Annotated in this window: 23 protein-coding genes and 3 pseudogenes; 5 read left to right on the top strand and 21 right to left on the bottom strand. The window is 54.8% G+C overall.

Annotation, left to right across the window (positions count from 1 at the left end; translation table 11 throughout):
- Positions 1-11 precede the first annotated feature (11 nt).
- From JI735_RS11315 to JI735_RS11300, 5 genes and pseudogenes are all read right to left on the bottom strand, one after another.
- Positions 12-3,251 (bottom strand): hypothetical protein, encoded by a 3,240-nt coding sequence (locus tag JI735_RS11315; RefSeq protein WP_039834362.1) that lies wholly within the window; start codon positions 3,249-3,251, stop codon positions 12-14.
- A 68-nt stretch (positions 3,252-3,319) separates the two neighbouring features.
- The gene (locus tag JI735_RS37285; RefSeq protein ID WP_325175621.1) at positions 3,320-3,475 is read right to left on the bottom strand and encodes a glycoside hydrolase family 30 beta sandwich domain-containing protein; all 156 of its coding nucleotides are present in this window, start codon (positions 3,473-3,475) and stop codon (positions 3,320-3,322) included.
- A gap of 105 nt (positions 3,476-3,580) precedes the next feature.
- Positions 3,581-4,463, bottom strand: a pseudogene (locus JI735_RS11310) (glycoside hydrolase family 30 protein); the annotation flags it as partial.
- A 276-nt stretch (positions 4,464-4,739) separates the two neighbouring features.
- Complete coding sequence (locus JI735_RS11305; protein ID WP_039834361.1) at positions 4,740-5,756, bottom strand: LacI family DNA-binding transcriptional regulator; 1,017 nt, start codon at positions 5,754-5,756, stop codon at positions 4,740-4,742.
- Between the two features lie 54 nt (positions 5,757-5,810).
- On the bottom strand, positions 5,811-6,293 hold the full coding sequence (locus tag JI735_RS11300) for a hypothetical protein (protein WP_039834366.1): 483 nt from the start codon (positions 6,291-6,293) through the stop codon (positions 5,811-5,813).
- 238 nt (positions 6,294-6,531) lie between these two features.
- On the opposite strand from JI735_RS11300, the gene JI735_RS11295 reads away from it, so the two are divergent.
- Positions 6,532-7,206, top strand: coding sequence for an HNH endonuclease (locus JI735_RS11295; RefSeq protein WP_051051661.1), 675 nt, complete (start codon positions 6,532-6,534; stop codon positions 7,204-7,206).
- 194 nt (positions 7,207-7,400) lie between these two features.
- Here JI735_RS11295 and JI735_RS11290 read toward each other — a convergent pair whose 3' ends face one another.
- Positions 7,401-7,592, bottom strand: a complete 192-nt coding sequence (locus JI735_RS11290) for a YwbE family protein (protein WP_039834360.1) — start codon at positions 7,590-7,592, stop codon at positions 7,401-7,403.
- A gap of 69 nt (positions 7,593-7,661) precedes the next feature.
- Between JI735_RS11290 and JI735_RS11285 the strand changes: the two genes are divergently transcribed.
- On the top strand, positions 7,662-7,964 hold the full coding sequence (locus JI735_RS11285; protein WP_039834359.1) for a hypothetical protein: 303 nt from the start codon (positions 7,662-7,664) through the stop codon (positions 7,962-7,964).
- Between the two features lie 51 nt (positions 7,965-8,015).
- On the opposite strand, the gene sdaAA is transcribed toward JI735_RS11285, so the two are convergent.
- The 4 genes from sdaAA to JI735_RS11265 form a co-directional block, all read right to left on the bottom strand.
- The gene (sdaAA, locus tag JI735_RS11280) at positions 8,016-8,894 is read right to left on the bottom strand and encodes an L-serine ammonia-lyase, iron-sulfur-dependent, subunit alpha (protein ID WP_202677388.1); all 879 of its coding nucleotides are present in this window, start codon (positions 8,892-8,894) and stop codon (positions 8,016-8,018) included.
- On the bottom strand, positions 8,891-9,601 hold the full coding sequence (gene sdaAB, locus JI735_RS11275) for an L-serine ammonia-lyase, iron-sulfur-dependent subunit beta (protein ID WP_039834356.1): 711 nt from the start codon (positions 9,599-9,601) through the stop codon (positions 8,891-8,893). Before sdaAB ends, sdaAA begins: the two co-directional genes overlap by 4 nt.
- A gap of 95 nt (positions 9,602-9,696) precedes the next feature.
- Entirely contained in the window at positions 9,697-10,116 is a 420-nt protein-coding gene (locus JI735_RS11270; protein WP_039834354.1) for a GNAT family N-acetyltransferase, read from the bottom strand.
- A 24-nt stretch (positions 10,117-10,140) separates the two neighbouring features.
- A complete protein-coding gene (locus JI735_RS11265; protein WP_051051660.1) occupies positions 10,141-10,725 on the bottom strand; it encodes a DUF4269 domain-containing protein in 585 nt (194 codons plus the stop codon).
- A gap of 397 nt (positions 10,726-11,122) precedes the next feature.
- Between JI735_RS11265 and JI735_RS11260 the strand changes: the two genes are divergently transcribed.
- Both JI735_RS11260 and JI735_RS11255 read left to right on the top strand, forming a co-directional pair.
- Entirely contained in the window at positions 11,123-12,022 is a 900-nt protein-coding gene (locus JI735_RS11260; RefSeq protein ID WP_039834352.1) for an SDR family oxidoreductase, read from the top strand.
- Between the two features lie 38 nt (positions 12,023-12,060).
- On the top strand, positions 12,061-12,516 hold the full coding sequence (locus JI735_RS11255; protein WP_046501068.1) for a hypothetical protein: 456 nt from the start codon (positions 12,061-12,063) through the stop codon (positions 12,514-12,516).
- A gap of 115 nt (positions 12,517-12,631) precedes the next feature.
- Here the strand turns inward: JI735_RS11255 and JI735_RS37770 are convergent, their stop codons facing one another.
- The 5 genes and pseudogenes from JI735_RS37770 to JI735_RS11240 form a co-directional block, all read right to left on the bottom strand.
- Positions 12,632-13,447, bottom strand: coding sequence for an NAD(P)H-hydrate dehydratase (locus JI735_RS37770; RefSeq protein ID WP_411830116.1), 816 nt, complete (start codon positions 13,445-13,447; stop codon positions 12,632-12,634).
- 201 nt (positions 13,448-13,648) lie between these two features.
- A pseudogene (locus JI735_RS37765) lies at positions 13,649-14,163 on the bottom strand (NAD(P)H-hydrate epimerase); the annotation flags it as partial.
- A 173-nt stretch (positions 14,164-14,336) separates the two neighbouring features.
- Positions 14,337-14,479, bottom strand: a pseudogene (locus JI735_RS37760) (M24 family metallopeptidase); the annotation flags it as partial.
- A 538-nt stretch (positions 14,480-15,017) separates the two neighbouring features.
- Positions 15,018-15,452 carry an IS200/IS605 family transposase gene (gene tnpA / locus JI735_RS11245; RefSeq protein WP_202677613.1) on the bottom strand — a complete coding sequence of 145 codons (435 nt, stop codon included), beginning with the start codon at positions 15,450-15,452 and terminating at the stop codon, positions 15,018-15,020.
- 290 nt (positions 15,453-15,742) lie between these two features.
- Positions 15,743-16,375: an NAD(P)-dependent oxidoreductase gene (locus tag JI735_RS11240; protein ID WP_039838948.1), complete on the bottom strand. Its 633-nt coding sequence runs from the start codon at positions 16,373-16,375 to the stop codon at positions 15,743-15,745.
- Positions 16,376-16,730: 355 nt separating this feature from the next.
- Here JI735_RS11240 and JI735_RS11235 point away from each other — a divergent pair, with 355 nt between their 5' ends.
- Complete coding sequence (locus JI735_RS11235; RefSeq protein ID WP_025707393.1) at positions 16,731-17,039, top strand: hypothetical protein; 309 nt, start codon at positions 16,731-16,733, stop codon at positions 17,037-17,039.
- 258 nt (positions 17,040-17,297) lie between these two features.
- Here the strand turns inward: JI735_RS11235 and JI735_RS11230 are convergent, their stop codons facing one another.
- From JI735_RS11230 to cysT, 6 genes are all read right to left on the bottom strand, one after another.
- Entirely contained in the window at positions 17,298-18,665 is a 1,368-nt protein-coding gene (locus tag JI735_RS11230; protein ID WP_039838949.1) for a S41 family peptidase, read from the bottom strand.
- An 88-nt stretch (positions 18,666-18,753) separates the two neighbouring features.
- Positions 18,754-20,124, bottom strand: a complete 1,371-nt coding sequence (locus tag JI735_RS11225; protein WP_039838951.1) for a sensor histidine kinase — start codon at positions 20,122-20,124, stop codon at positions 18,754-18,756.
- Positions 20,117-20,800, bottom strand: coding sequence for a response regulator transcription factor (locus JI735_RS11220; RefSeq protein ID WP_039838952.1), 684 nt, complete (start codon positions 20,798-20,800; stop codon positions 20,117-20,119). The genes JI735_RS11225 and JI735_RS11220 overlap by 8 nt, the downstream gene beginning before the upstream one ends.
- Positions 20,801-21,197: 397 nt before the next feature.
- A complete protein-coding gene (locus JI735_RS11215; RefSeq protein WP_020426589.1) occupies positions 21,198-21,419 on the bottom strand; it encodes a YezD family protein in 222 nt (73 codons plus the stop codon).
- 99 nt (positions 21,420-21,518) lie between these two features.
- Positions 21,519-22,382 carry a sulfate ABC transporter permease subunit CysW gene (gene cysW, locus JI735_RS11210; protein WP_039838953.1) on the bottom strand — a complete coding sequence of 288 codons (864 nt, stop codon included), beginning with the start codon at positions 22,380-22,382 and terminating at the stop codon, positions 21,519-21,521.
- Between the two features lie 28 nt (positions 22,383-22,410).
- Complete coding sequence (cysT, locus tag JI735_RS11205) at positions 22,411-23,262, bottom strand: sulfate ABC transporter permease subunit CysT (RefSeq protein WP_233476347.1); 852 nt, start codon at positions 23,260-23,262, stop codon at positions 22,411-22,413.
- Position 23,263: the final 1 nt, after the last annotated feature.

Raw genomic sequence — 23,263 nt, 5'->3', positions numbered from 1 at the left:
CCGCATTACTTCTATTCCAGCACCGCCCGGATTTCGGCAATGTCCCCCCGGCGCAGCGCCTCAGCCTCAGCACCGCGCAGCAGTGCTCCGGATATACGGCTTACGGTGCCGTCACAGTAGGCCAGCGTCAGACTCTGGATTAACGCCCCTCCCTGACCGAAGGTGTCCAGATGGCGGGGGTTGTGGTAAGTTACCTTGGTATGGCCCAGGAAGGTGAAGGACACCTCTCCCTGCTGATCAAACAGCCAGCCTGGGAGCGCCGGTGCTAAGGACACGGCCAATTCTCCGTCAATGACCGAGAACACATGGCTTCCGGCCATCATCGTCCGCCACATGCTCAGGAACTCTGCGGTAGAACCGCTAAGTCTGGCGACGAAACCTCTTCCATGTGTCCCCGGGTCCGGATTGCCGCCTGTAGCGATGAAGGAGGAATTCTCCAGCGTGCTCCGCCCATAGACTGCCGGGTCCAGGAAGGGGATGAGCGAGGTTTTCAGCTCCCCGTAGAATTCCTCATAGAGCCCCGCCTTCAGAAGCTCCAGCAGATATTTGTAGGACATATGCAGAAAGTTCGACTCCCGCTCCAGCCAGCCCGGTGTGAACGCCCGCATCCGCCCAATTTCATTGGATTCTTTGTCCAGGGAGACTGAAGTGCGGTACATCGACGTGACCGGATCATACAGCTCTGTTTGCTTGATCCGGTTATAGATATCCCGCGCCTCGCCCGGGCTGTCGAGCGTTTTCAGCCAGCGGGCCGGCCCTTCCAGGAAGTGCGGCAGCGCAAAGGCTTCGAACTCCTCCACCACCGCTTTGGGCAATCCATAGCCGCTAATTACCGGCTGTCCGTTCTCATCGGTCACCGCCTGAAACCGCGTCGCCTCAAAGCGGAAATAGGTCGGAACCAATCCCCCGCCCATTTCTACAGCAAGGCCGATACCGGTATCAAGCTTGCGCAGGAACCGGCCAAGCGCCTCACGAATCTCCGTAAGGGCTACCGGCTGTTCCTCCCCGTTGATGCCGAAGCGTATACGTTCGCGGTAGAATTCACGTGCGGATGCTACGGTGTGCCAATAGTCAAACTGCGCAATCTCCCCGGCCAGTATGGCGGTTGTGGCGCTATGCACCTGCTCAAGCAGCAGAGACATTTCGACCGGAAGTTTGACGGCTGATTCCGCAGCTTCGGCTCCGTTCCCGCGGTTCTCCAGAACCTCCAGCAGAAAGACAATCATCCGCTTCAGCTCGAACGTCTCGCTCATGCCTGAACCGAATAACCCCGGCAGGCCGTTCATGGCGTCGTTCCAGCCCGGCTTGTTGCCCTCCATTTCCACGCCCATGCCATACGGGTCGAGCGTAGCAAATTTGTTCAGCGTGAGAGACAGCATCTTCACGAACAGACTGGTGCGGTAGATGTCTCCGTGACCGCCTTCCGTACGGAGCCAGTGCGTCTCCGAAGCCTTCCGCTTCAGCCGGTGCAGCTTCTCTTCATCCTCCAGCAGGGCACCATATTGCCGGACCTTGCCGTCACTCAGCACATATTTCTCACTGCGCGGCAGCACATAGGCCGGGCTGTCATAGAACGAATAAGTGTCGTCTCCGAAGAGCAGCTCCTGTCTGCGTTCAGGGAAAATATCCAGATACCCCTCCACCAGATCGAGGTTGTAGGTCCAATGATCAGACCAGAAGCCTTCCCCGAAGGCGGCTTCGATGTTCTGCTGCGACAGGGCCAGCACTCCGCTCAGGAATTCCTGCTCGCCTGCCTTCAGCGTGACACCATGGTCGGCAATGTAATTGATCAGCCGTCCGGGAGTGAACCGGCCTGCACAGAGCTTCACCAGCTCCTCCTGGTGATCGGCAGCCGCCGTGTGAATCCATTCCGCAAGCTGCGGCGCCTTACCCGGCAGGATTTCAAAGGTTGTTCCCTGCACACTCAGCGGATTGTAGCCATCCGCCTGGATCAGGCTGTAGAACATCTTGATATTGAAGCTGCCGACCCGGGGATTGAAGAATACATCATTGCGCCGGTTCTGGTTCATGTCGCGGAAGTTCCCGTTTCCCTGGGAGTAATATTCCGGTGCCAGCGAGAAAAAGTTGTAGTCACGCTCCATGTCCCCATGCTTGCGCGAGAAGAGATGCACGACAAAGCCTTCTCCCCCGTTGTCGAAGATGAATGGATAGCCGCCGCGCAGGAAATTGTCCAGATAGGACTGCCGGCAGTAGGCATCAAATATAGGCGAGGCGGTACGGGTTGCAATGTCATCCGTCAGCCCGTCGGTCAGGCTTGCCGCCTCCAGGGCTTTGGACGTAATATATTCATCACGGCAGAGGGCTTCCGCTTTCCGGTTGATTTTATCGATGTCGTTCACATGCCCGATAATGGTGTTCAGGATAAGCTTGCCGCCCGGAGCGAGGGGCCGCGCCACGCCGCTGAAGCCGCAGGGAACCTTGTTGACGGGGTATTGGGGCTGTGCAAGCAGCTCTGCCAGCTGCAGACCGGCAAAACGCTCCGGAAAACCAAGCGAAGTATTGCCTCCGAACACCGTCTCGAAGTCCACAACCGGAGCCAGCCGCTCGCCTTCTGCCGTAAACGACAGATAGAAATGTCCGCTGCGGATTTCGCTGACCTGCGCATCATCATTCGTGCTGGAGCGCAGCTTGTAGAACGGAATTCCGTTCTCCAGATTGTACACCTCCATCCAGCTGCGCAGCAGATTGCCGATCTCCTTATATCCGCTGTTCTCCACACCGTACGGCAGGATCTCCGGCAGACCGTCCAGCATTTCAAGCTCAAGCTCCCGGCCTCCAATATTCTCAAGCTCCACACGCCGGACCAGTGCCGCATAGTCATCACCAGGCAAATTGAAGTAGTGGACGGTTATCTTAAGTCCATGCCCGGCGTGGGATTCCTCGATGGTCAGCCCGTTCGGCAGAATCGTCATCTTGCGTTTCGCCCCGGGATCAGGCCGCGCCGACTGGAACGGCTCATACATTTCCGGGACACCCTTTATCTTGATAAACGTCCGGAAGCCGGAAGAGGCAACGTTCTTATAGGAGATGTTCGCCGGGGAAAATTCCATGATCGGCGAGTTTTTGTCGCGCACCCCAAAGCTGCAAATCCCCTGGCCCCGGTTGACATAAAAGGTCCACATCGGAATCCCCTTCAGTCCCGCAAGCCCGGGCAAAAAACTGGCAAAGGGCTTCCCCTCATGAAACTGCTCGATCACAAATGTACCGGAATCAAAATAATAATGGCTCATAAACCTGCCTCCTTAATCTTATGGCTGTTCCTATAAAACCCGCATAACCCAGAAGTGCCCTAACGTATTTAAGAAATGACATGTGTTGCAATAGAGTGCGGCGGCAGCTCGCATTCGGCCAGCTCATCCCCCAGTCCCAGAGTTGCGCTGCGCACATTCTCCCCCTCATTCATAAGCACTACAGCGAGACTGCCGTCCGGATTTCGGAAGGCGGTGGACAGCACACCCTCAGCAGCAGATTCCAGTCCGATGCGCACAGCCCCGGGAGCTATAAATTTGCTGAAATGCCCGATGTAGTAATAGGAGCTGTTGTAATGCACCTCATCGGAAGTCGTATCGGCAATCACCGGAGCATCACAGAAATTGCCCACATGGTTCGGCCCTCCGGTCTCGTCAAGCACCAGGTTCCAATCCAGATAGCCTTCCGTCCAGGCGTTTAAATCACCGATCATATTCCGCCCGTAACGTTCACCGGTGAACCATTCGCCCAGCCGCACACCGCCCTCCTGGCAGCCTTCCGTGAACAGCAGATGCTTTTCCGGGAAAACCTCATGCACCCTGGCCACCTTGTCGAACTCCTCGCCGCCATACCAGTGAATGCCTGTGCCCCAGACATACCGGGCCGCCTCGGGATCGGACAACACCGTCGAAGCGCGTTCGACCATGATATCGCGGTTGTGGTCCCAAATAACGATGTTCACATCCGCCATTCCCGCCTCATGCATTACAGGGCCCAGATGGTTTTTGACAAAATCCCGCTCCTCCTCTGCGCTGTACACACAGGAATCCCAGGTCTGAACAGCTGCCGGCTCATTCTGTACCGAGACAGCCCAGACCGGTATGCCCTCCCTGCGGTAAGCTTCAATAAATTTCGTGTAATACCGCGCCCATACATTCGCGTATTCCGGCTTCAGCGAACCGCCATGGTTCATCTCACCGTTGGTCTTCATCCAGGCCGGAGGACTCAGGGGAAGCCAGCATCGTAAGCGGGCCGCCTTTGACGTCCATTGCGTCTTTAATCAGCGGAATCACCCACTGATGGTCATGGGAAATATCAAAGGTCGCCAGCGCTGAATCTCCATCCTGCACATAGGTATAATTGCCGAGCGCGAAATCACAGCTATGGATGTGCACACGTCCCATGCTGTAGTTCAGTCCTTCCTCCGGGTGAAAATAACGCCGGATCACCTCTGCCCGTTTCCCGGGGCTCATCCGTGACAGCGTGTAGGCCGCAGCTTCGGTAAAAGCGCCGCCAAACCCAAGCATTTGCTGGAACTCCCGTTCCGGCAGCAGCTGCACATCGGCCTTCTCCCCGGTGCTGCGGGCTCTGAAAACAATTCCTTCTCTCGGGCTTAGACGCTCCCCCGTATCCTTGGCGGTAATCACTGTACGAGCTTTTGTCATTTCAGCCATCTCCTTTATTCTATATATCATAATCGAAACCGGTTTCGATTATTTCGAAAAAAATGCGCGCCCGGCAGAACCGTCTTATTCTCTGCCCGGCGGCGCGCAGGAGTCCCGCACAACCACTTCAACAGGAAGCATCAGCGCTTCCTTGTCTTGCCCTTTGCCGTCGATGGAGGCGATCAGAATCTCAGCCGCCCGTGTCCCGAGCATCTCCGTATCCTGCCGGATGGTTGTAAGCGCGGGGGATACATACGCAGCAAGCTCGATATCATCATAGCCCATCACCGAAATATCTGACGGAACGGACAATTCTTTGTCTTTGGCTGCCATCACCGCGCCAAGCGCCAGCAGGTCACCCGAAGCAAATACAGCCGTCGGACACTCCGGCAGTTCAAGCAGCTTCAGCATTGCATCATAGCCGCTTTCTCTGGAGAAAAAAGCGCCCTCGGCAATATAGCCGTCCGGCACGTCAAGGCCCAGCTCCTCCATGGCCGTTATGTACCCCAGTTCACGCTCGCTTCCCGGAAAGGAGTTCCCGCCTCCGGAAATGTGGGCGATTTTCCGGTGCCCCAAGGATGCCAGGTAATTGACCGCCAGCAGTGCTCCCGCCCTGTTATCCGAGCAGACTGTATGGGACTGCGGCGTATTATAATCCAGAATAACCGTGGGAATATCACTTTCCAGCAGTTCCAGGAAATAAGGGTCGTTGTAATCGGACAGGAACACTACAACCCCGTCCACCCCGCGAATCCGGCAATTCTCCAGATAACCACTCTGCTTGCCGCCGACATCCTTGGAAATGAACATCAGCGCATAACCTTTGGCTACCGCAACCTGCTTGAAGCTCTCAATCACCGCGCTGAAAAATGGATGGCGGATACCCGCCCCGGTCCCCTCAACAAACAGCACACCGATGGTCCATGACTTCTTGGTCGTCAGGGTACGGGCATGCGCGTTGGGCAGGTACCCCATTTCCTGCGCCGTCCTGAGAATTTCCTGGCGTGTCTTCTCCCGCACATCGGAATAATTGTTGAACGCCTTGGAAACCGTGGTTGGCGAGTAGCCGGTTTTTTTGGCAATATCATAAATCGTTGTCAATCCGGTTCACTCCCGCCGGCCCACAATGAAAGCCCTTTTATATTCACTGCCATTCTAACGCCTTTGGGCGCTGCCGTCCAGCACAAAATATCTCTGCACCGAAGGCAGCAGCGTAACAATCTGTATTAGCATTCCAAGGCTCATATAGCAAATATGGATCAAAGAAACGGTGTTCAGCATATACGTCTGGACCATGACCCAAATAATCTGCCCGAAGCCGATGTACAGGGAGAGGGACCATGCGCTATGCAGCGTTTTGAACGGAGTCAGCGCAGCCGCCCATGTCCACTGCGGTTTCTTGACCAGGCCATACAGCACCAGCAAGGGCAGCAAGCCAAAGATCACCAGCAGCAGCAAGCCCGGGACTACAAAATTCACAAAAGGAGATCTTTCCAGTATAGAAGCTGGCATTCCGATCATTTCTCCGCTGGGATCGGCCAGCAGCGTCAGCCCTCCCGCTATCGCTCCAAACCCCAAAAAAGCCTGAAGAATATACAAACAAATGACGGCCCCCGGCCTCTTCTTATGTTTCTCCATTCCTGCTCCCCCATTCTCGAAAAAAGATAGCATGGAGCGTCCCATGATCCTCATCCGTAAGCCTCATAAGTAAAGTTTACAGGTTTTCCCGCCTGCCTACCAAGACAGATGTCACAAATCAGGAGACAATCTGCTTATGCCGGCCGCTGTGTGAACCCCTGCGCTTTGCGCTATACTAGAGTTACCAAAAAAGAAGGGAATGGACTGGCGTGCTGCATGCGTCCTTCCAAATACGCTTATGACCGATACCAATCTGCCATTATCCAAACAATGTGCTTACTGCAAGCAATATAAACCGCTCACCGAATTCCGCAGACGCACGGGCAAGCGCTCCAAGGGCCAGTCGCGCCGGGGCGCCTGCCGGGAATGCCGCAAGCTGCGCGAGGCCGGGAATGCCCAGATGCAGCTGCAAGTAAAAGGGGCCCCGGCCTTCAAGGAAGCCAAGACGCCACATACCTCAACCGGAAGCAAGGGGAAGACGCGTCCGCGCGCAGCCGATCCCCGGTGGAAGGCTCCGCAGCTGCGGGGTCCGAAGCCTGATCCGCAGGATGCCTCGGCCCTGGTTCCGTCCGCCAAAGGTATGATTCTGATGCGCGGCCACAGCGACAAGGGCCGCCGCTGGCATCAGGAAATTGATCTTGAGCTTGCAGTGACGCTCGTCAAAGAGCATGCCGCGGTGGTGGTGAACCGCCGTACGATCCGCCGCCTGTACAGTAACAAGGATTTCCGGGCCTACATTCTAACGAGGGACAATTATACCTGCCATTTCTGCGGCCTGTACGGCGACACCATTGACCATCTGCTGCCGCGGGCCAAAGGCGGCCACACCACGCCGGACAATTGCGTCTGCGCTTGTAATCTATGCAACCAGACCAAGGCCGACCAGTATGTGGAGGAATTTATGGGCCGGTAACCCGCGGGAAGAGCGGATCAGCCGGCGGCTCTATCAACAACGGCATTTCTGCCGTTGTTTCTGCCTAATTCCTCCGACGGTGCTCCAACAACAGCATTTCTGCCGTTGTCGAAGCCCAAGCAGTAAAAAAGCGCACCCGGTCCGGGAAATGCTGTTCCAGAGACCAGCACCCTGAGCCGGGAGCGCTTTTGAAATTACGTAATATGCTTAACCCGTCCGACTTGACCGTCAGCCAGCCGTACCTTGATCCCGTGCGGATGGCGGGGCGAGTTGGTGAGAATGTCTTTGACAACCCCATGTGTGAGTTTGCCTGTAGCCTGGTCCTGCTTCAGCACAATATCCACCTCAAGTCCGGGGCGGATATCCGCTCTAACTTGCCCGTTCATGATGCACTCCCCCTTTCTTAAGTTATAATGGAGTTACTATTACGGATTACGGATAAGGATGAGACAACAATGGCCTTCGGAATTAACAGAGAAGAATTGACCCGTTGGAAACAGGCGGTTACCGCAGGTGAGATTGCTTTCCTGACCCATTACTGGCTGGACCCCCGCTTCCCGGGGATGACTACAGTAACCAAAGTCGGCTGCAGCAACCTGTCCCGTCTAAAAAGCTGGTGCGAGCAGCATGGGCTGCCTTCCCAGTACATTCATAACCGCAGGCCCTTCCCGCATTTCGATCTTATGGGACCGAAGCAGCCGGAAATCCTCCGGCAGGAAGGGCAGTGGGAGCAGCTTGAAAGATTCCATCTGCTCTAACCCGAGGATCAGCAAAAATATGCCGATGCCCGAAATCATAAAGACTGCGGGCTATTTTTTGCTGCGCAGATCCTTCATAATCTTCCGTCCGGTCGGGGTCTGGGCCAGTCCGCCCCCGGCTGTCTCCCGGTGCTTCTCGGGCATGGCCGAGCCAACCTCCAGCATGACTTTGATAACCTCGTCGGATGGAATCACGCTGCGCACCCCGGCCAGCGCCATATCGGCGGCGGCCAGCGCCGTAACTGCACCGAAGCCGTTGCGCACGATGCAGGGAATTTCCACAAGTCCGCCTACAGGATCACAGATTAGTCCAAGTGTATTTTTGAGCGCGAGGCCAACGGCATGAATGGCCTGTGCCGGCGTGCCGCCGCGCAGCTCGGTGAGTGCTCCCGCCGCCATCCCGATGGCTGAACCGACTTCGGCCTGGCAGCCTCCCTCCGCTCCGGAAACAAATGAATTATTGGCAATAACATACCCTATGGCACCTGCAGCGAAGAGGCCGGATACCATGTAGTCATCCTCCCAGCCGAAACGCTCCTGGCAGCTCAAAAACACGCCGGGAATAATTCCGCAGGAGCCTGCTGTCGGCGTGGCAATAATGCGGCCCATCGATGCATTGACCTCCGATACAGCCAGCGCATAAGCCATGGCCTGGCCGGCAGGTCCGCCCAGACAAGGCTCATCTGCGGCATTATAAGACGCAACCCGCTGGGCATCCAGGCCCGTCAGACCACTGCGCGAGGTCGTATCCTCTGTCATGCCGCGGTGTACAGCTTCCTTCATAACCCCGTAATACTGGCTCATGGTGGCGAATTCCTGTTCCTTGGAACGACCGGACTCCCCGCTCTGCTCCTCCAGCATCAACGCGCCGATGCCCATTCCCCGCTCCTCACATAATACAGCCAGCTGGCTTAAGGTTTGAAAATTCATGGTGTGTTGTCCTTCCCTTTTTGTTCTTGCGCGGATTCATTCAGATCCACCACTTTGACAGATTTGACGGCAGACAGAGCCCTCAGCTCATGCAGCAGCCCCGGCGTTGCCGCCTCATCCAGCTCCAGCACCGTAAGTGCCGCACCGCTGCGGTTTTTACGGTCCAGCGACATGTGTCCAATATTGAACTGGCCTTTGCGCATCACATCTGTAACACTGGCCAGCACCCCAAGGTAGTCCATATGATGAATCAGCACCGTCGGATACATTCCTGTAAGCTTTACTCCAAAGCCGTCAATATCCACAATTTCAATATTTCCGCCGCCGATAGATATTCCTGTAAGTGTCAGTTCGGTCCCTGTCTGCGCACCAACCAGATGCAAGCGTACCGTATTGGGATGAGGAAACAAGCCCGTTCCTTGACCGAAAGAAATCTCCATCCCGGCCTCGGCTGCCAGTTCTATGGAATCAGGCAGACGGGAATCATCCGTAGCGAAATTCAGCAGGCCCCCGGCAATCGCCCGGTCGGTCCCATGCCCTTGATACGTAGCGGCAAAAGAACCGAAGAAAGTCACCTCGGCCTCACGCGCCGGCTCACCCAGCACCTGCCGGGCAGCCCTTCCGATCCTTGCTGCACCTGCTGTATGCGAACTGGAGGGTCCGACCATGGCCGGGCCAATAATTGAGAATACATCTTTGAACCGCATTGTTCAGACCTCCACCTATCAAAATTCGACAACATACTTTTCCATTATATTATACTGCAGCTGCGTAAAAGCTACACCATTACATTGTCTGTTACTTAAAAGGTGTTGCTGGAGAACAGGACAATACCGTCCCGCTCCTCCCAGCCGATGCGTGTCCAGAAGCTGCGGCCGAGGGCATTGCCCTCAATGACCATCAAATGGCATTTTTCGATCCCTTCCTGAAGCAGACTGGCCAAGCAGCGGGATACCAGCTCACGGCCAACGCCTTGGCCGCGGCCGTCTTCGCTGACAGCAACATGATACATATACCCTCTGCGTCCGTCATGCCCGCACATTGCAGTACCGGCAAGCGTCTTGTCCCCGTTCTCCGCTACCTGGCTCATTCCCGGATTGCGCTCCAGATAGCGGAGTATTTCTTCCCGGGAGTCCGCCCCGCTGAGGTTCATCCCCTCGGTATTCTCCCATAACCGGTAGGCGGCTTCGTAATCATCGGCAGTCATTGGTCTGTAATTCATGGTTTTCTCTCCAATTCGGTTGTTTTATATGTAGGGTTGAGCCCGTCTGCACACAGCATTGAATTCCTCCGGATTAAGCCTGCCAAGCGCCAGCATTTCTTCATAAGGGTCACCTTCGAGCTTCAGCAGCTTGGCAAACGCAGGCTCTGTCTTCATTCCGCCCGACTTCAGGGAGCGGACATTCTCTGCGAAGCCGGGTCCAAGCAGCCTCAATATCCGCCCCTCCACCTGCATATGCAGCCAGGCATTCTGTTTCTCCGTGGCCAAGGGCTGGCCAAACAGCTCAATCGGCCAACCGCCCGCCGAAAAATTAATTTTGGTACGGACAACCCCCTCCACTGTACCGGTCACCGCATAAAAGCCCTCCAACTGGCCGAAATGACACCGGGCCGTTTCGATAAAGCGCCGGGGTTCCCGCACCTCACAAATAATATCCAGGTCACTGCCTTCCACCTGAATCCCCAAGGGCACTGTTCCTGCCAGCCGCGGATGATATTCTGCCAGCAGCTCCATGATGCGCAGCTTGCGCAATAACTTCCAGACCTCTTTCAATACTGCATTGCCCGCTTCATCCTCTCCATGGCTCAGACCGCTGTCCATTTCCGGCATACTTCACCTCCTGTCTAAACTAATCGGACTCATCCTGCTTATGGAGTGGCCTACGTTGGAAAAAATATCACTAATCCGGCTTACACAGCTTACAGTGCATCTTATGTTGGAAAAAGTACCACTAATTCGACTAAAAGTGACTCCGTAAGGGATGAATATGCACGAATTAGGGGTACAAAATCCAACTAAAACCTTTTGCAGCCAGGATTTCAGCGAATTAGTTTTACTTTTTCCACTTAGCCCTAGCATCTGATGAGCCTCTTGGTGCTCCCAGGCTTATATGCATATCCGACGCAGACACGGGCTGCGTAACGGGGGGCAGGAGGAGGCGCACGCTTTTCTGGGCGCATGCATAAAAATATACAGAATCACAGAATGCACCTGAGGAGTGTCGCTAATGAATCCTGTATATCCCTATTACGGAGAGCGTACGGTCTGCCGCGTGCAGCCTATTTCCTTTCCCCCGCAGCATCAGGACCGCCAGCCGGGACTGGAGAGTCTGATGCAGCCCCGGCCAATCAGCGAAAACCCCGACAGCCGCGGCAGCGGAAAGCTGAACGGCAAGGTTGCGCTGATTACCGGCGGAGACAGCGGGATCGGGAAAGCCGCTGCGATTGCTTTTGCCAAAGAAGGCGCGGATGTCGCCATTGCCTACCTCTACGAGGCGTCCGATGCCGAAACCACACAGCGGCGTATTGAAGAGCTGGGACAGCGCTGCCTGCGGATTCAGACCGACTTGCGGTGTAAAGCAAACTGTACCCAGGCGGTGGAGCATACCGTGCGGACCTTCGGCAAACTGGATATCCTGGTCAACAATCACGGGGTACAGTATCCGCAGCAGAGCCTCCTGGATATCTCCGAGGAGCAGTTGTACGAGACGTACCGCACGAATATTTTTCCGTTCTTCTTCCTGACGCAGGCCGCGCTGCCGCATCTGCGCACAGGGGCTTCCATCATTAACACCGCATCCATAACCGCATACCAAGGCCATAAGGAGCTCATTGATTATTCATCCACCAAAGGCGCTATTGTCACGTTCACCCGCTCCCTCGCCCTGTCGCTTGCCGACAGCGGAATCCGGGTCAACAGCGTGGCTCCCGGTCCGGTGTGGACCCCGCTGATTCCGTCCAGCTTCTCCGCCGAAGAAGTCAGTGTGTTCGGTACCGATACCCCCTTCAAGCGGGCCGCCCAGCCCTATGAGCTGGCTGGAGCCTACGTCTATTTGGCCGGACCCGATTCCACTTACGTTACCGGAACCTGCATTCATGTTAACGGAGGGGACATGGTGACCAGCTGACCGGCCGCCGTGTTCGCTTCCCTGAAAGGATGTTATTCATGAACAAATTGAAGGATTACGATCTTCCATCCGTGAGGCTTAGTGCAGGGATGTATGCCCTGACGAAGCTGTCTGCTGCCGGGCTGACATTTATGCTGGTCTCCCTTGCTATGCTCGCATTCCCGCATACCGGTGGTGTACCGGAAGGCTGGCCGACCTCGGTGCCTTATGCCATCTATGCCTACGGACTGCCGGCCGCGCTGGTATCCGATGCCCTGCTGCGCATATTCCGCTTCACTTCGCTCCCACCGGCCCTTGTGCTGTACGCGGCCTGCGGTTATGGCGCTGGCGTATGGCTGGCCGCAGAGCAGGGCGGGGACGCTGTGGCCTGCGGGATCGCCGGGATTTTCGCATTGCTGCTGTTCCGGCTTGCGCAGCTGGCCGGAGAACGGCAGCCGCTCCTGCTTCCGGTATTCGCCCTGTTTGTCCCGCTGATCTGCCTGGTGCTGTTCTGACCTGCGCTTATAGCGCAAGAACTGCCGCTTAGCTGCGTTGTGTATTGCGGACCAAGGGTCAGGTAGAATGCAACGTTGCACCTCATAAGTATAACAGCGCCCTGTCCCGCCCGGCTCAGAGCGCCTCAATGATATCTCCGGCGATCAATGCCGACGGATCATGGCGCTGGCGGGCAGCCCGTTCACCGGCCAGGCCGTGCAGATAGACGCCAAAGGCCGCTGCCTGCGCAGCATTGAGCCCTTGTGCAAGCAATCCCGCAATGATGCCGGTCAGCACATCGCCCGCACCGCCGGTTCCCATGCCCGGATGGCCTGTGATATTCACATAAGCCTCTCCTTCAGGCGTTGCGACCACCGTATGGGCCCCCTTCAGTACAAGGGTTACCCCATGCTCCCGGGCATAAGCCAGCGCCAAGCCGATCCGGTCCCGCTGCACCTCAGCCGTGGATATTCCAGCCAGCCGGGCCATTTCCCCCGGATGGGGCGTCAGGATCACCGGATGGCGGCGGCTTGTCCAGGAGCTGTAATCACTGTCGGCCAGAATGTTTAGCGCATCGGCATCGATAACCAGTGGGGCAGCAATGCCTTCCCACAGCGCCCGCAGCCATTCCTGATCGTCCGCAAACCGTCCAAGCCCCGGCCCCACTGCAGTGACATCTCTGCCGGTGCTTAGCCGCAGCACTTCAGCGGCAGTCCCGGCGCTCCAGGTGCCATTCTCCCCGCCGGCCGCTGCCAGCATCAGCTCCGGAACTGCGCCGATGACATGGGGCATCAGCATCGCAGGCAGCGCCCAGGTCACCAGGCCGCAGCCTGCGCGCAGGGCGGCGCGGGCTGCCAGCAGACCCGCCCCGCTCATGCTAAGGCTTCCCGCTGCCAGCAGGACATGCCCGTAGGTGCCCTTGTGGCCCTCGGGCGAACGGCGGCGCGACACGTCGACCTGCAGACGTGTCCGCAGCACCTCCGGCGTCAGCAGGCTGGCCGGGACGCCGCCCTCCCGGGCCAAGGCAGCAGGGATGCCGATGGAGCGGACCACCACCTGCCCGGCGTTGCCCGCGCCGGGATATTGCAGCAGCCCGCGTTTGAGGAACGCGAGGCAGACCGTCACTGCCGCATGAATGCAAGGCTCATGCGCCTGGCCCGTGTCCGCATCCAGCCCGCTGGGGATGTCTGCGGACACAATGGGTTTGCCGCTGCTGTTCGCGGCGGCAATCAGCTCCGCATAGGCACCGCGCGGGCGCCCGCGCTGCCGGTGCCGAGCAGCGCATCCACGATGCCGCTGCATGCGGCAAAGTCCACCCGGTCCCGGCCGTAGACTACGGCGGGCAGGCCCAGGGCTGCAGCGGCATCGCGCTGCAGGGCGGCTTCGCCGGCCAGCGACTCCGGCGCGGCCGCGTACACCAGCGTGACGGCGATGCCCGCCTCACGCAGGTACCGGGCGGCGGCAAGACCGTCGCCGCCGTTATTGCCCTTGCCGGCGAGGACAAGCCAATGCCCCGCGTCGGCATGCCCCAAGGCCAGCGCGCTATCCCCGCTGACCGTGAAGCCCGGCGGCTTGATCCCCGGGCCGCCGCCAATCCCAGCCGTCCCGGCTGCTTCTGTCCCCGTATCCCCCGGGGCCTTCCGGCAGACCCGCTCCGGCTGCGGCACAGCTTAATGATCTCCTCCGCAATGGCCCGTCCGGCATTCTCCATCAGCGCCACCGCCGGAATTCCCAGCCGTTCTATCGTTTCACGGTCCAGCTTCCGCATTTCCTCTGCAGTAACCACGTACATCTCGTTCCCTCCCTGCATGATCAGATTACTATATGAATTGCAGTTCTGTTATGGCAACACGATTAAATCACTCTTCGGTGAGCGCGTCAACACCCGGCTTGCGTCCGTTCCAACCAGAACATCACCTCTATCCGGACTCCTCCAATACCGGGCAGGTATAAGCCCGGTTCAACGGTCATGAACGTATTTCCAGCGAATTCGGATCAAGCCGGTAGCTGATGTAAGGCGCTTATGTTCTCTATAATCAAGGCTTTGCGCATCCCCAATACCCGCTCCGCCAGTTAGCATCCCAGAATCCCAAAATTTCTTGTCGGCAACGCTTTAAGTGGAAAAAGGTACACTAATTTGCCGGAGTACTCTATCCCCAGACAGATGAAGTGGAAAAAGGGGCACTAATTCAGCTCATTTCGCCATTGTTTAAGAAAAGTGGCCCAATTAAGTTTACTTTTTCCACTTAAATCTCAGTATTTATAAATTTTCGAAAAAATAAGTTCCCTTTTTCCAACTAGCACCTGCGAAGAAACCGGCCTTCGCCGCCCCAACAACGGTATTTCTACCGTTGCTCGTTACAAATTCATAAATCATAACCACCCGTCCAACGGGTGGTTTGCTCTGAGGCTATAAGCCTCTGGTGCCGGCTAGCGTCTAAAGGCGCTGGCTTTCACTTCGTTCAAGCCACTATGCCTTTGCCTCTTTTGCCTACCCCTGAAGGGGTGCTTGGACTACCAGCTACCCCTTAAAGGGGTTTTCATACTCTTTCACACTCAGCTTATCCAGTGCAATATCGTGACTTTCCTGCTCCTGGATATACTTTTTAATCGTTGCTTCATTGAGACCTACCGTGCTTACATAGTACCCTTCTGCCCAAAAATGGCGATTCCCGTACTTATACTTCAAGTTTGCATGCTTATCGAAGATCATGAGCGCACTTTTCCCTTTCAGATATCCCATAAAACTCGAGACGCTCATTTTCGGTGGAATACTCACCAACATATGAATATGATCGGGCATGAGGTGTCCTTCGATAATCTCTACTCCTTTGTAGCCACAGAGTTGCTTTAGGATATCTCGGATACTTTCTTTGTATTGATTGTAGATCACCTTTCGTCTATACTTTGGGGTGAATACGATATGGTACTTGCACATCCACTTGGGTTGTGCCATGCCTTCTCTGGCTTGTCCCACAAAAACCACCTTCTCCTTTCGTTAGACATAGTAGCTTGAACACTCCTATTATAACGATCGCATCAGGTGGTTTTTTGCTATAAGCATCACTACACCACCCGCATAGCAGGTGGTTTTTTGTTTCGCACGCTTCGCGTACTCAACTGGCTAAAGCCACTAATAAGGGGTAAGCTTCGCTTCCCCCAAAACATATAAATCCTTATATTCCCAAAAAAACAGCGATTCTCCGGGTAATGGAGAATCGCTGTTTTTTGGTCTTGTTACATTGTTTAGTATCCCACCGTAAACCGGGTCCGGCTGAAGTTTCCTTCCTCCAGCTCATCAATGACGGCTACGGCAAAATCCTCCACGCTGATGCTGCTGTCTCCGTTCTCATCCACCACCAGGCGGTCCAGGCCGATGCGGAACTGTCCGGTCCGGCGGCCGGGGCGGATCACGGCAGGCGGACTGAGATACGTGTAGTCCAATGAAGAAGCGCTATAGATTTCATAGGCATGTCCATGCGCCTCCGCCAGCGGCCGGAACTTCCCGGGGAACCCCGGCGTATCCATCAGCCGCTCGCCTGACTCCGTTTTCAGCGTGCCCGCTCCGCCAATCACCAGCAGCCGCTCCAGGCCTGCAGCCTGCATGCCCTCCAGCAGACTCTCCGCCGCACGCAGCAGGTCGTTCTCCCGCCCGGCTGCGGGACCAAACGCACTGATCACTTCTTCATGCCCGCGTACCGCCTCAGCTACCGTCGCCGGGTCCAAAATATCTGCTGTAGTGACGTGCAGGCGCTCATGTTCCAGCTCCAGTGAAGCCGGATTGCGGACCGCTGCAGTGACCTCATGTTTTCTTTTTAGCGCTTCCTGCACAATGGCTCTGCCGATTGTTCCCGTTGCTCCAAAAACCACAATATCCATACCAGCAACCCTCACTTTCTCCAGTTGTATGTCTATTTCACATTCTCTTCAATAACGTCGTGGGACATTCCTCAGCACCGCGAGAGCATTCTCTGCGAATCAGGCATGCTGCTTTTTCTTGCTACAATATACTGCAATTGTTGCCTGCATTGCTGTTACCAATATATACGACGGCACCGCTGCCAAGCAAGAGAGTTCCAGCCGATACACAACATGATGAAACATTATCCATTGTTGAACGTACAATGACTCAAAGCCGCTGTTCTTTTGCAGCCGGAATATTCTATGCCCTTATTCTGGGGTAAACTGTGGAATAGGATCATAATATTATGCCGAAAGGTTGGGTGAAGTCATCATGACTCCAATAGGGAAGTTGTTCAAATGGGGTACATTTGCTTATGAGGCTTTTCTGGCGCTGCCGTTCATCGGGGGAGCTTTTGTTGTTGCGAATGCCTGGGCGCCGCTGGGTGTTGCGTTCCTGCTGCACGCAGTAGCCGTAGTACTGCTGTTGAGAGAGCGTGGACCTATCGTCGGCAACGTAGTCGGGATTGTCACTTCGGTAGTCGCTTTGATTCCTTTTGTCGGCTGGATTATGCACGCTGTGACCGCAATCATTCTGCTCATTGAGGGAATATCCGCCTCGCGGCGCACACCACGCTACTAGCGGGAAAGCTCAAAAATAACAAAAGAAGGAGTCCCCTCACCAGCCATGATAAAAGGATTATACGAAGCACATTTGCCAGTAAGCAATCTGGAATTTAGAATTAAACGGCTGCGCCGTCCTTCACTGGACAGCGCAGCCGTTTGGGATTTATGGGTTTATGGTTGCCTGTTCCCCATCCTAGCGGGGCAAATTACAGTATCTATCCTGAAATAAGGCATGGATGTCTATTGAATAATCTGCATACTTCCGCGTTTTATTTTATGGCTTCTTTTTAAGCAATTCCAAAGCCCGGTTCATCACCGGGTCCTTGCCGGCATCAATATCGGCTTGCTTGATCATGATCTTTTCGTCCGGCGGCAGGCCGCGCTGCTCGTAATTAGTGCCGTCAGGCGATGTATAACGTTCGTTGCTCAGGGAGAATAACTGTTTGTTCGGCAACAGTCTAAGCAGCATGTCCGAAAAGTATCCGCACGTCTTTTCCCCGATAACCTTTACTTTGTCCAATGCTTTTAAGGCCATCGTCCCTGTCTCGCCGGCGCTTACCGTTAACGGACTGGTCAGCACCACAATATTATCAGCTGAAAACTGCTTTGCTCCCGGTTCGATATATACCTGCGTAGGCTTGGAGAATTGCTCGTATCCGCCTGTTCGGACCTGTTTGGCATACGCCAGCTTGCGTTTCTCGGCAAACAAGCCGGCTATTTTCAACCCGAAGAAGTCCTCGCCCCCCTCATTAAAGCGCATATCGATTATAAAGTTGCGGCAGTTCGCCAGATCCTGCACCATTTCCGCCAGTGCTTGGTCAATTTTCTGCGGATCGGACTCGTCAAAACCAATCAGCTTGATGTAAGCGCCGCCGCTTTTCGTTTGGCCATAAACAATACGCCCGTCGAGCTTGCTCTTTACCGCCCCTTTGATATATCCGTCTTCGACGTTTCGTTGCATCGACTTCGAATTGGCTGAGAAAAATTCCTCCCGCTCAACTTTGGACTTGGAGAAGATCATACCCTTTTTACCGAATATGACGCTGTGTCCGTCGTTCAGCTTTTGGAACATTTGCGTCAAAATATCCTCCAGTTCCTTCTCGGAGGTAGCGGCGCCAACTTTGGGCCGATACTCTTTGTACACCTCTTTCCAATTCACTTTGACGAGCGGAAAGAAACTGAAATTCTCTTCAAAGGATTGCCAGAATACTTCAAAATTTTGCACGGGATCATTGCTGAATCCGTTATACTTCACCTTGGGAAGATTATCAATCCGTTTGAAATGCTGCACGTATCCCAAGCCATCGGTCAAGCTGCCGTTAACGAAGCGGCCCATCGGAAATCGCGGGGCATTAAATTGCTCCTGGGATTTGGTGTTGTCGTAAATTTCATTAATATAAATGTCGCCGTTGTTCTCGATATTTCCTTTCCCGAACGGTACCAAGCTGTCCTTGGTGTAGCTGTAGACCTTAACGGATTGGCCTTCTATTTCGAATATATGGCCATACCCTTCCGATTGCCAAAGCTGGCGCTCGGCGGCTGCGGTTGCGGGGGGCGGCTGCTTCCGGTTCTCCTTCGCCTGGACATAGGTTCCCGACATGCTGAATGTCAGGAGGGTCAAGATGGCAATCAATACTTTCATTTCTGGTCCTCCTTCTGATCAAAAAATACAAAATTGGCTTTTCGAGGATAGTATAAAGCCCGAATTTGTCCTCAGTTTGAACAGAGGATTACAATTCGGGCTTTGTATCTTCGAGGGGAAGTGTGATCGAGAAGGAGGTTCCGCTCCCCAATCTGCTGGACACTTCGATTTTTCCATGATGAAGATCGACAATCCGCTTCACGATGGAAAGACCGATTCCGTTGCCGCTAATATTGCGTTTTCTCGCTGTATCCACTTTGTAGAACGGTTTGAAAATTTGGCTGATTTCCTCCTCAGGCATGCCGATTCCATTGTCCGTCATTCGGACGACTGCGCTTTCGCCTTTCTTGAAGGACTCCACCATTATCTTTCCATGATCGGCGGTAAATTTGATGCAATTGCCAAGCAGGTTGTTCCACACCTGATTCATCCTGTCTTCATCCGCTACAATGGTTATCGGCTCCAGCATAAGCTGCATATCCAGATTGCGGGCAGACCATTGCGGTTCCAGGCGAATGACAGCTTTGCGCAGTTGCTCGTCGAGACGAAACTTTTGCAGGTCGGGCTTTGCATGCTCGTGCTCCAGGCTGGTCAATTCCAGCAGATCGTCGCACAGCCGGGACAGCCTGTCGCTCTCCTCGTCGATAATATTCAGCATCTGCATACGGGTTTTCCCGTCCATGGACTTGATCTTCAGCACACGGGTATATCCTTTGATCGACGTTAGAGGAGATTGGATTTCGTGGGATACATCGGAAACAAACCGCCGACGGAGCATATCCAGCTTTCCCAGCTCAGCCGCCATCGCGTTAAAGCTTAGGGTAAGCTGTCCAATTTCGTCGCGACGTTTGGTAGACAGGCCAACGTTAAAATCGCCCCTGGCCATTCTTTGCGTTGCATGGGTCAGCTTCCGCAGGGGCCTGACCATATACCGCGCAGCGATCAACACCAGAATACTTCCCAAACCGAGAGTAAACAGCTGCTGATACCGGATCAAGGAATCGATTTCGTCGAGGAAAAAAACGGTCTGGGTCGTAACCAACAAGACGTGCGGCGAACCATTCAGCGCAAAAGGCAGGCCAACCGTAATCTCGTCATCCTCGCTGGACCCGTTGCGATAAATTTTGTTTTGCTTGAGCACTTGCTGCAGATACGGTTGATCCTTCTGCCGGTCTGGAGCAGCGCTCCCAGGGTTCAGCAGCGTTCCCGAGCTGTCATAAAACCGTATCTTATAAAAGGGCATAGAATTGCTTACTTCCGCGAAAGCCTTCGCATCCTTCGGAGCCAATTTCTTATATAATTGAATGATCATTTGGGCATTGCCAATCATCTTCTCTTCCACGATCGCTCCAATATGGCTTTTGTAGAAATAGCTTTGAACGAAAAAACCCGAGAGCAGGCTGACTATGACAACCCCCAGAAACGTCAACACGACGCGGGCATAGAGTGAGTTAATCACGATACACCTCCAGACGGTAGCCCATGCCGCGCATCGTTACGATGCGGAAATCTTCGGCATACTGCTCGAACTTGTCGCGCAGACGTTTGACATGCGTGTCCACGGTGCGTTCATCCCCATTGAACGCGTAACCCCAGATGTCGCGGATCAGCATGTCGCGCGTAAAAATTTGCCCGGGATAACTGGCCAGTTTGTAAAGCAGCTCAAATTCTTTTAAAGGAAGAGTCCATTCCCCGCCCGTATCGAAAAAGTGAACCTGGTAGCTCGTTTTATCGAGAATGACTCGACCGAGCTTCACGATATGGGAGGTAGCGATCCGATACCTTTTGAGCAGCGCCTTGACCCGCATGACCATCTCCATCGGATCAAAAGGTTTGGTCAAATAATCGTCCGTCCCCAACCGGAAGCCTTTGACTTTGTCCAGCGACTCCTTTTTGGCCGTGACCATCAGCATCGGCTTGTCCCCGGCCTCCCGCAGCTTTCTGCACAGCTCCCAACCGTCCATGCCGGGCATCATAATATCCAAAATGATTAAATCAACGGAATGATGCAAGTAATAATCCCAGGCTTCGAGACCATCCGTTTTCTCTACGACGTCCATACCTTCGTCTCTTAATAACAGCCCTGCCAGTTGGCGGACAAAGACGTCGTCATCCACTACCATAATCGTCGGCAATGTTCATTCACCTCGCACTAACTTTCCCTGCCATGAGAAAAGCATCTATTCGAAGCCCGCTCCGTGAGGTTTGTTTATTCTAATTTCGACGGTGTGGAAATGAATTCCTTTAGTATATATAGATAAAACAGAGCATGAGAACTAACGGTAAGTGAACTTCATGTACCTTTAGTGTAACTTATTAATATGGAGCCGATATGAAAAAAAAGACGACACTCATTCAAGTTTCGAATGAAATATCGTCTTTTTGCTGGTTATCACTGGACGAGAGGGCGTTACTCCTTCATCAGCTATAATTTTGCATAACTGCTTTGGCTTACAGCGCTTCGTTTCCTTAAGTATTCTATCGGGTTTAATTTCGACTTGAGTCCGATTGCAGATATAAGGGCCGTACGCTTCACCCTCGTCCCGCAGAACGGGAATCGGTCCGCCGGCTTCCGGCCTCTCCACTATAACGTGCATTTGCAGTGCTGTTCTCAAAGCGCTTGCGCTCGGTCCGCTCCATCTGCACAATTTGCCCTTCATGCACCACGATGTGCAGGGAACCGAATTCCATATTGTCCAAAAGCTCCGCAATCCGCGCAAGCCATACCTCATCCACTTTCAGTGGCTTAGCCATTCTCCAGCCTCCCTTTCCCCGGACAGGGGATTCTCCACCAATCCCGTCTTAACCAACCTGTATACTATGGTTTAACTTAGCATGGAATCAAAAGGGCTGTCAATGCGCACTTTTGCGTGTAAGCCAGCTTTTTACGATCATCGTTACCAAAGCGAGCAGCAGCAGCAGCGAAGCAACGCCGAAGGAAGCCGAGAACTGATATTCGTTATACAAAATTTCAACATGCAGCGGCAGCGTGTTCGTCTCCCCGCGAATATGCCCGGATACAACGGATACTGCACCGAACTCTCCCATCGCCCGCGCATTGCAGAGGATAATTCCGTACAACAGCCCCCATTTGATATTCGGCAGCGTTACGCGCCAGAAAATCTGCCAGCCATGAGCCCCGAGGGTAATCGCCGCTTCCTCCTCCTGCGTGCCCTGGTCCTCCATCAGCGGAATCAGCTCGCGGGCCACAAAAGGAAAGGTCACAAACAATGTGGCGAGCACGATGCCCGGAAGGGCAAAAACAATCTTAATGTCATGGGCGCTGAGCCAGGACCCGAACCAGCCGTTCGAGCCGAAGACAAGCACAAAGATCAGCCCGCCGATGACCGGCGATACGGCAAAAGGCAGGTCAATCAGCGTAATCAGAAACCCTTTGCCGCGAAAACGGAACTTGGTCACCACCCAAGCGGCCATCACCCCGAACAGGGTATTCAGCGGCACGGTGATTGCAGCAACCAGCAGCGTCAGCCGCAGTGCTGAAGCGGCATCAGGATCGGTCAGCGCCGCCAGGAAGACATCCCAGCCCCGCTTCAGCGCTTCTGTCAGCACCACGATCAGCGGCAGTGCGATCAGCCCGAACAGCACAAGACCAGCCGCTGCGACCAGCAGCCACTTCACGGCAGAGGATTCCGTGGTTGCAGGGGAAGCTGCACTCCGGCGCGGTCTGGGTGCAGCCATAGGGACAGTACCAGCCATAATTTTACCTCCTGAATTATTGGTCTGCTTACCGCGAAGTCTTGCGGGCCCAGCGCTGCAGCGTGTTAATGACAAGCAGCATCAGGAAAGAGATCAACAGCAGCAGCAGTGCTACTGCGGTCGCCCCGGCATAATCAAACTGCTCCAGCTTCGACATGATAAGCAGCGGAGCAATCTCTGTGCGCATCGGCATATTGCCGGAGATGAATACCACGGACCCGTATTCCCCGATCCCCCGGGCAAACGCCAGCGCAAAGCCGGTAAGCAGCGGCGGGATCAGCTCCGGGATCACGATGCTGCGGAAGGTCCGCCAGCGTCCCGCTCCCAGCGTTGCCGAAGCCTCCTCCATATCCCGGTCCAAGTCCTCCAGCACCGGCTGAACGGTACGGACGACAAAGGGAATGCCGATGAACATCAGCGCAAGCGTAATGCCCAGCGGTGTGAAGGCGATCTTAAGCCCCAACGGCTCCAGCAGCGAGCCGATCCAGCCATTTTGCGAATACAGCGCCGTCAGGGAAACACCTGCTACAGCTGTCGGGAGCGCGAACGGCAGATCGATCAGGGCGTCGAATATCCTTTTGCCCGGAAACTCATAGCGCACCAGCACCCAAGCCAGCAGCAGTCCCAGAAAAGCATCGGCTAAGGCTGCCATTGCCGCAGTGCTCAAGCTGACCCGGTACGAAGCCAGGACGCGCGGGTCCGTCGCGATATCCCAGAATTTGGCCCAGCTCAGTCCCGTCGAATTAAATAACAGTGCCGATAGCGGCAGCAATACGACAAGACTCAGATAGAGCACGCTGTAGCCCATCGTAAGCCCGAAGCCCGGCAGCACCTTGCCCCGCACTGGAGCCGTAATAGTGACATTCATTGACCTGTTCATC

Origin of the sequence: Paenibacillus sonchi, from assembly GCF_016772475.1 — a bacterium.
GTDB lineage: Bacteria > Bacillota > Bacilli > Paenibacillales > Paenibacillaceae > Paenibacillus_AQ > Paenibacillus_AQ sonchi.
This window is presented reverse-complemented; position numbering and strand designations above follow the sequence as displayed.

Bases quoted from the DNA above. Each gene is read 5' to 3' on its own strand.
- JI735_RS11315 (WP_039834362.1), bottom strand. From the start codon at position 3,251: ATGAGCCATTATTATTTTGATTCCGGTACATTTGTGATCGAGCAGTTT.
- JI735_RS11300 (WP_039834366.1), bottom strand. From the start codon at position 6,293: ATGGAGAAACATAAGAAGAGGCCGGGGGCCGTCATTTGTTTGTATATT.
- JI735_RS11295 (WP_051051661.1), top strand. From the start codon at position 6,532: ATGACCGATACCAATCTGCCATTATCCAAACAATGTGCTTACTGCAAG.
- JI735_RS11290 (WP_039834360.1), bottom strand. From the start codon at position 7,592: ATGAACGGGCAAGTTAGAGCGGATATCCGCCCCGGACTTGAGGTGGAT.
- JI735_RS11285 (WP_039834359.1), top strand. From the start codon at position 7,662: ATGGCCTTCGGAATTAACAGAGAAGAATTGACCCGTTGGAAACAGGCG.
- sdaAA (WP_202677388.1), bottom strand. From the start codon at position 8,894: ATGAATTTTCAAACCTTAAGCCAGCTGGCTGTATTATGTGAGGAGCGG.
- sdaAB (WP_039834356.1), bottom strand. From the start codon at position 9,601: ATGCGGTTCAAAGATGTATTCTCAATTATTGGCCCGGCCATGGTCGGA.
- JI735_RS11270 (WP_039834354.1), bottom strand. From the start codon at position 10,116: ATGAATTACAGACCAATGACTGCCGATGATTACGAAGCCGCCTACCGG.
- JI735_RS11265 (WP_051051660.1), bottom strand. From the start codon at position 10,725: ATGCCGGAAATGGACAGCGGTCTGAGCCATGGAGAGGATGAAGCGGGC.
- JI735_RS11260 (WP_039834352.1), top strand. From the start codon at position 11,123: ATGAATCCTGTATATCCCTATTACGGAGAGCGTACGGTCTGCCGCGTG.
- JI735_RS11255 (WP_046501068.1), top strand. From the start codon at position 12,061: ATGAACAAATTGAAGGATTACGATCTTCCATCCGTGAGGCTTAGTGCA.
- tnpA (WP_202677613.1), bottom strand. From the start codon at position 15,452: ATGGCACAACCCAAGTGGATGTGCAAGTACCATATCGTATTCACCCCA.
- JI735_RS11240 (WP_039838948.1), bottom strand. From the start codon at position 16,375: ATGGATATTGTGGTTTTTGGAGCAACGGGAACAATCGGCAGAGCCATT.
- JI735_RS11235 (WP_025707393.1), top strand. From the start codon at position 16,731: ATGACTCCAATAGGGAAGTTGTTCAAATGGGGTACATTTGCTTATGAG.
- JI735_RS11230 (WP_039838949.1), bottom strand. From the start codon at position 18,665: ATGAAAGTATTGATTGCCATCTTGACCCTCCTGACATTCAGCATGTCG.
- JI735_RS11215 (WP_020426589.1), bottom strand. From the start codon at position 21,419: ATGGCTAAGCCACTGAAAGTGGATGAGGTATGGCTTGCGCGGATTGCG.
- cysW (WP_039838953.1), bottom strand. From the start codon at position 22,382: ATGGCTGGTACTGTCCCTATGGCTGCACCCAGACCGCGCCGGAGTGCA.
- cysT (WP_233476347.1), bottom strand. From the start codon at position 23,262: ATGAACAGGTCAATGAATGTCACTATTACGGCTCCAGTGCGGGGCAAG.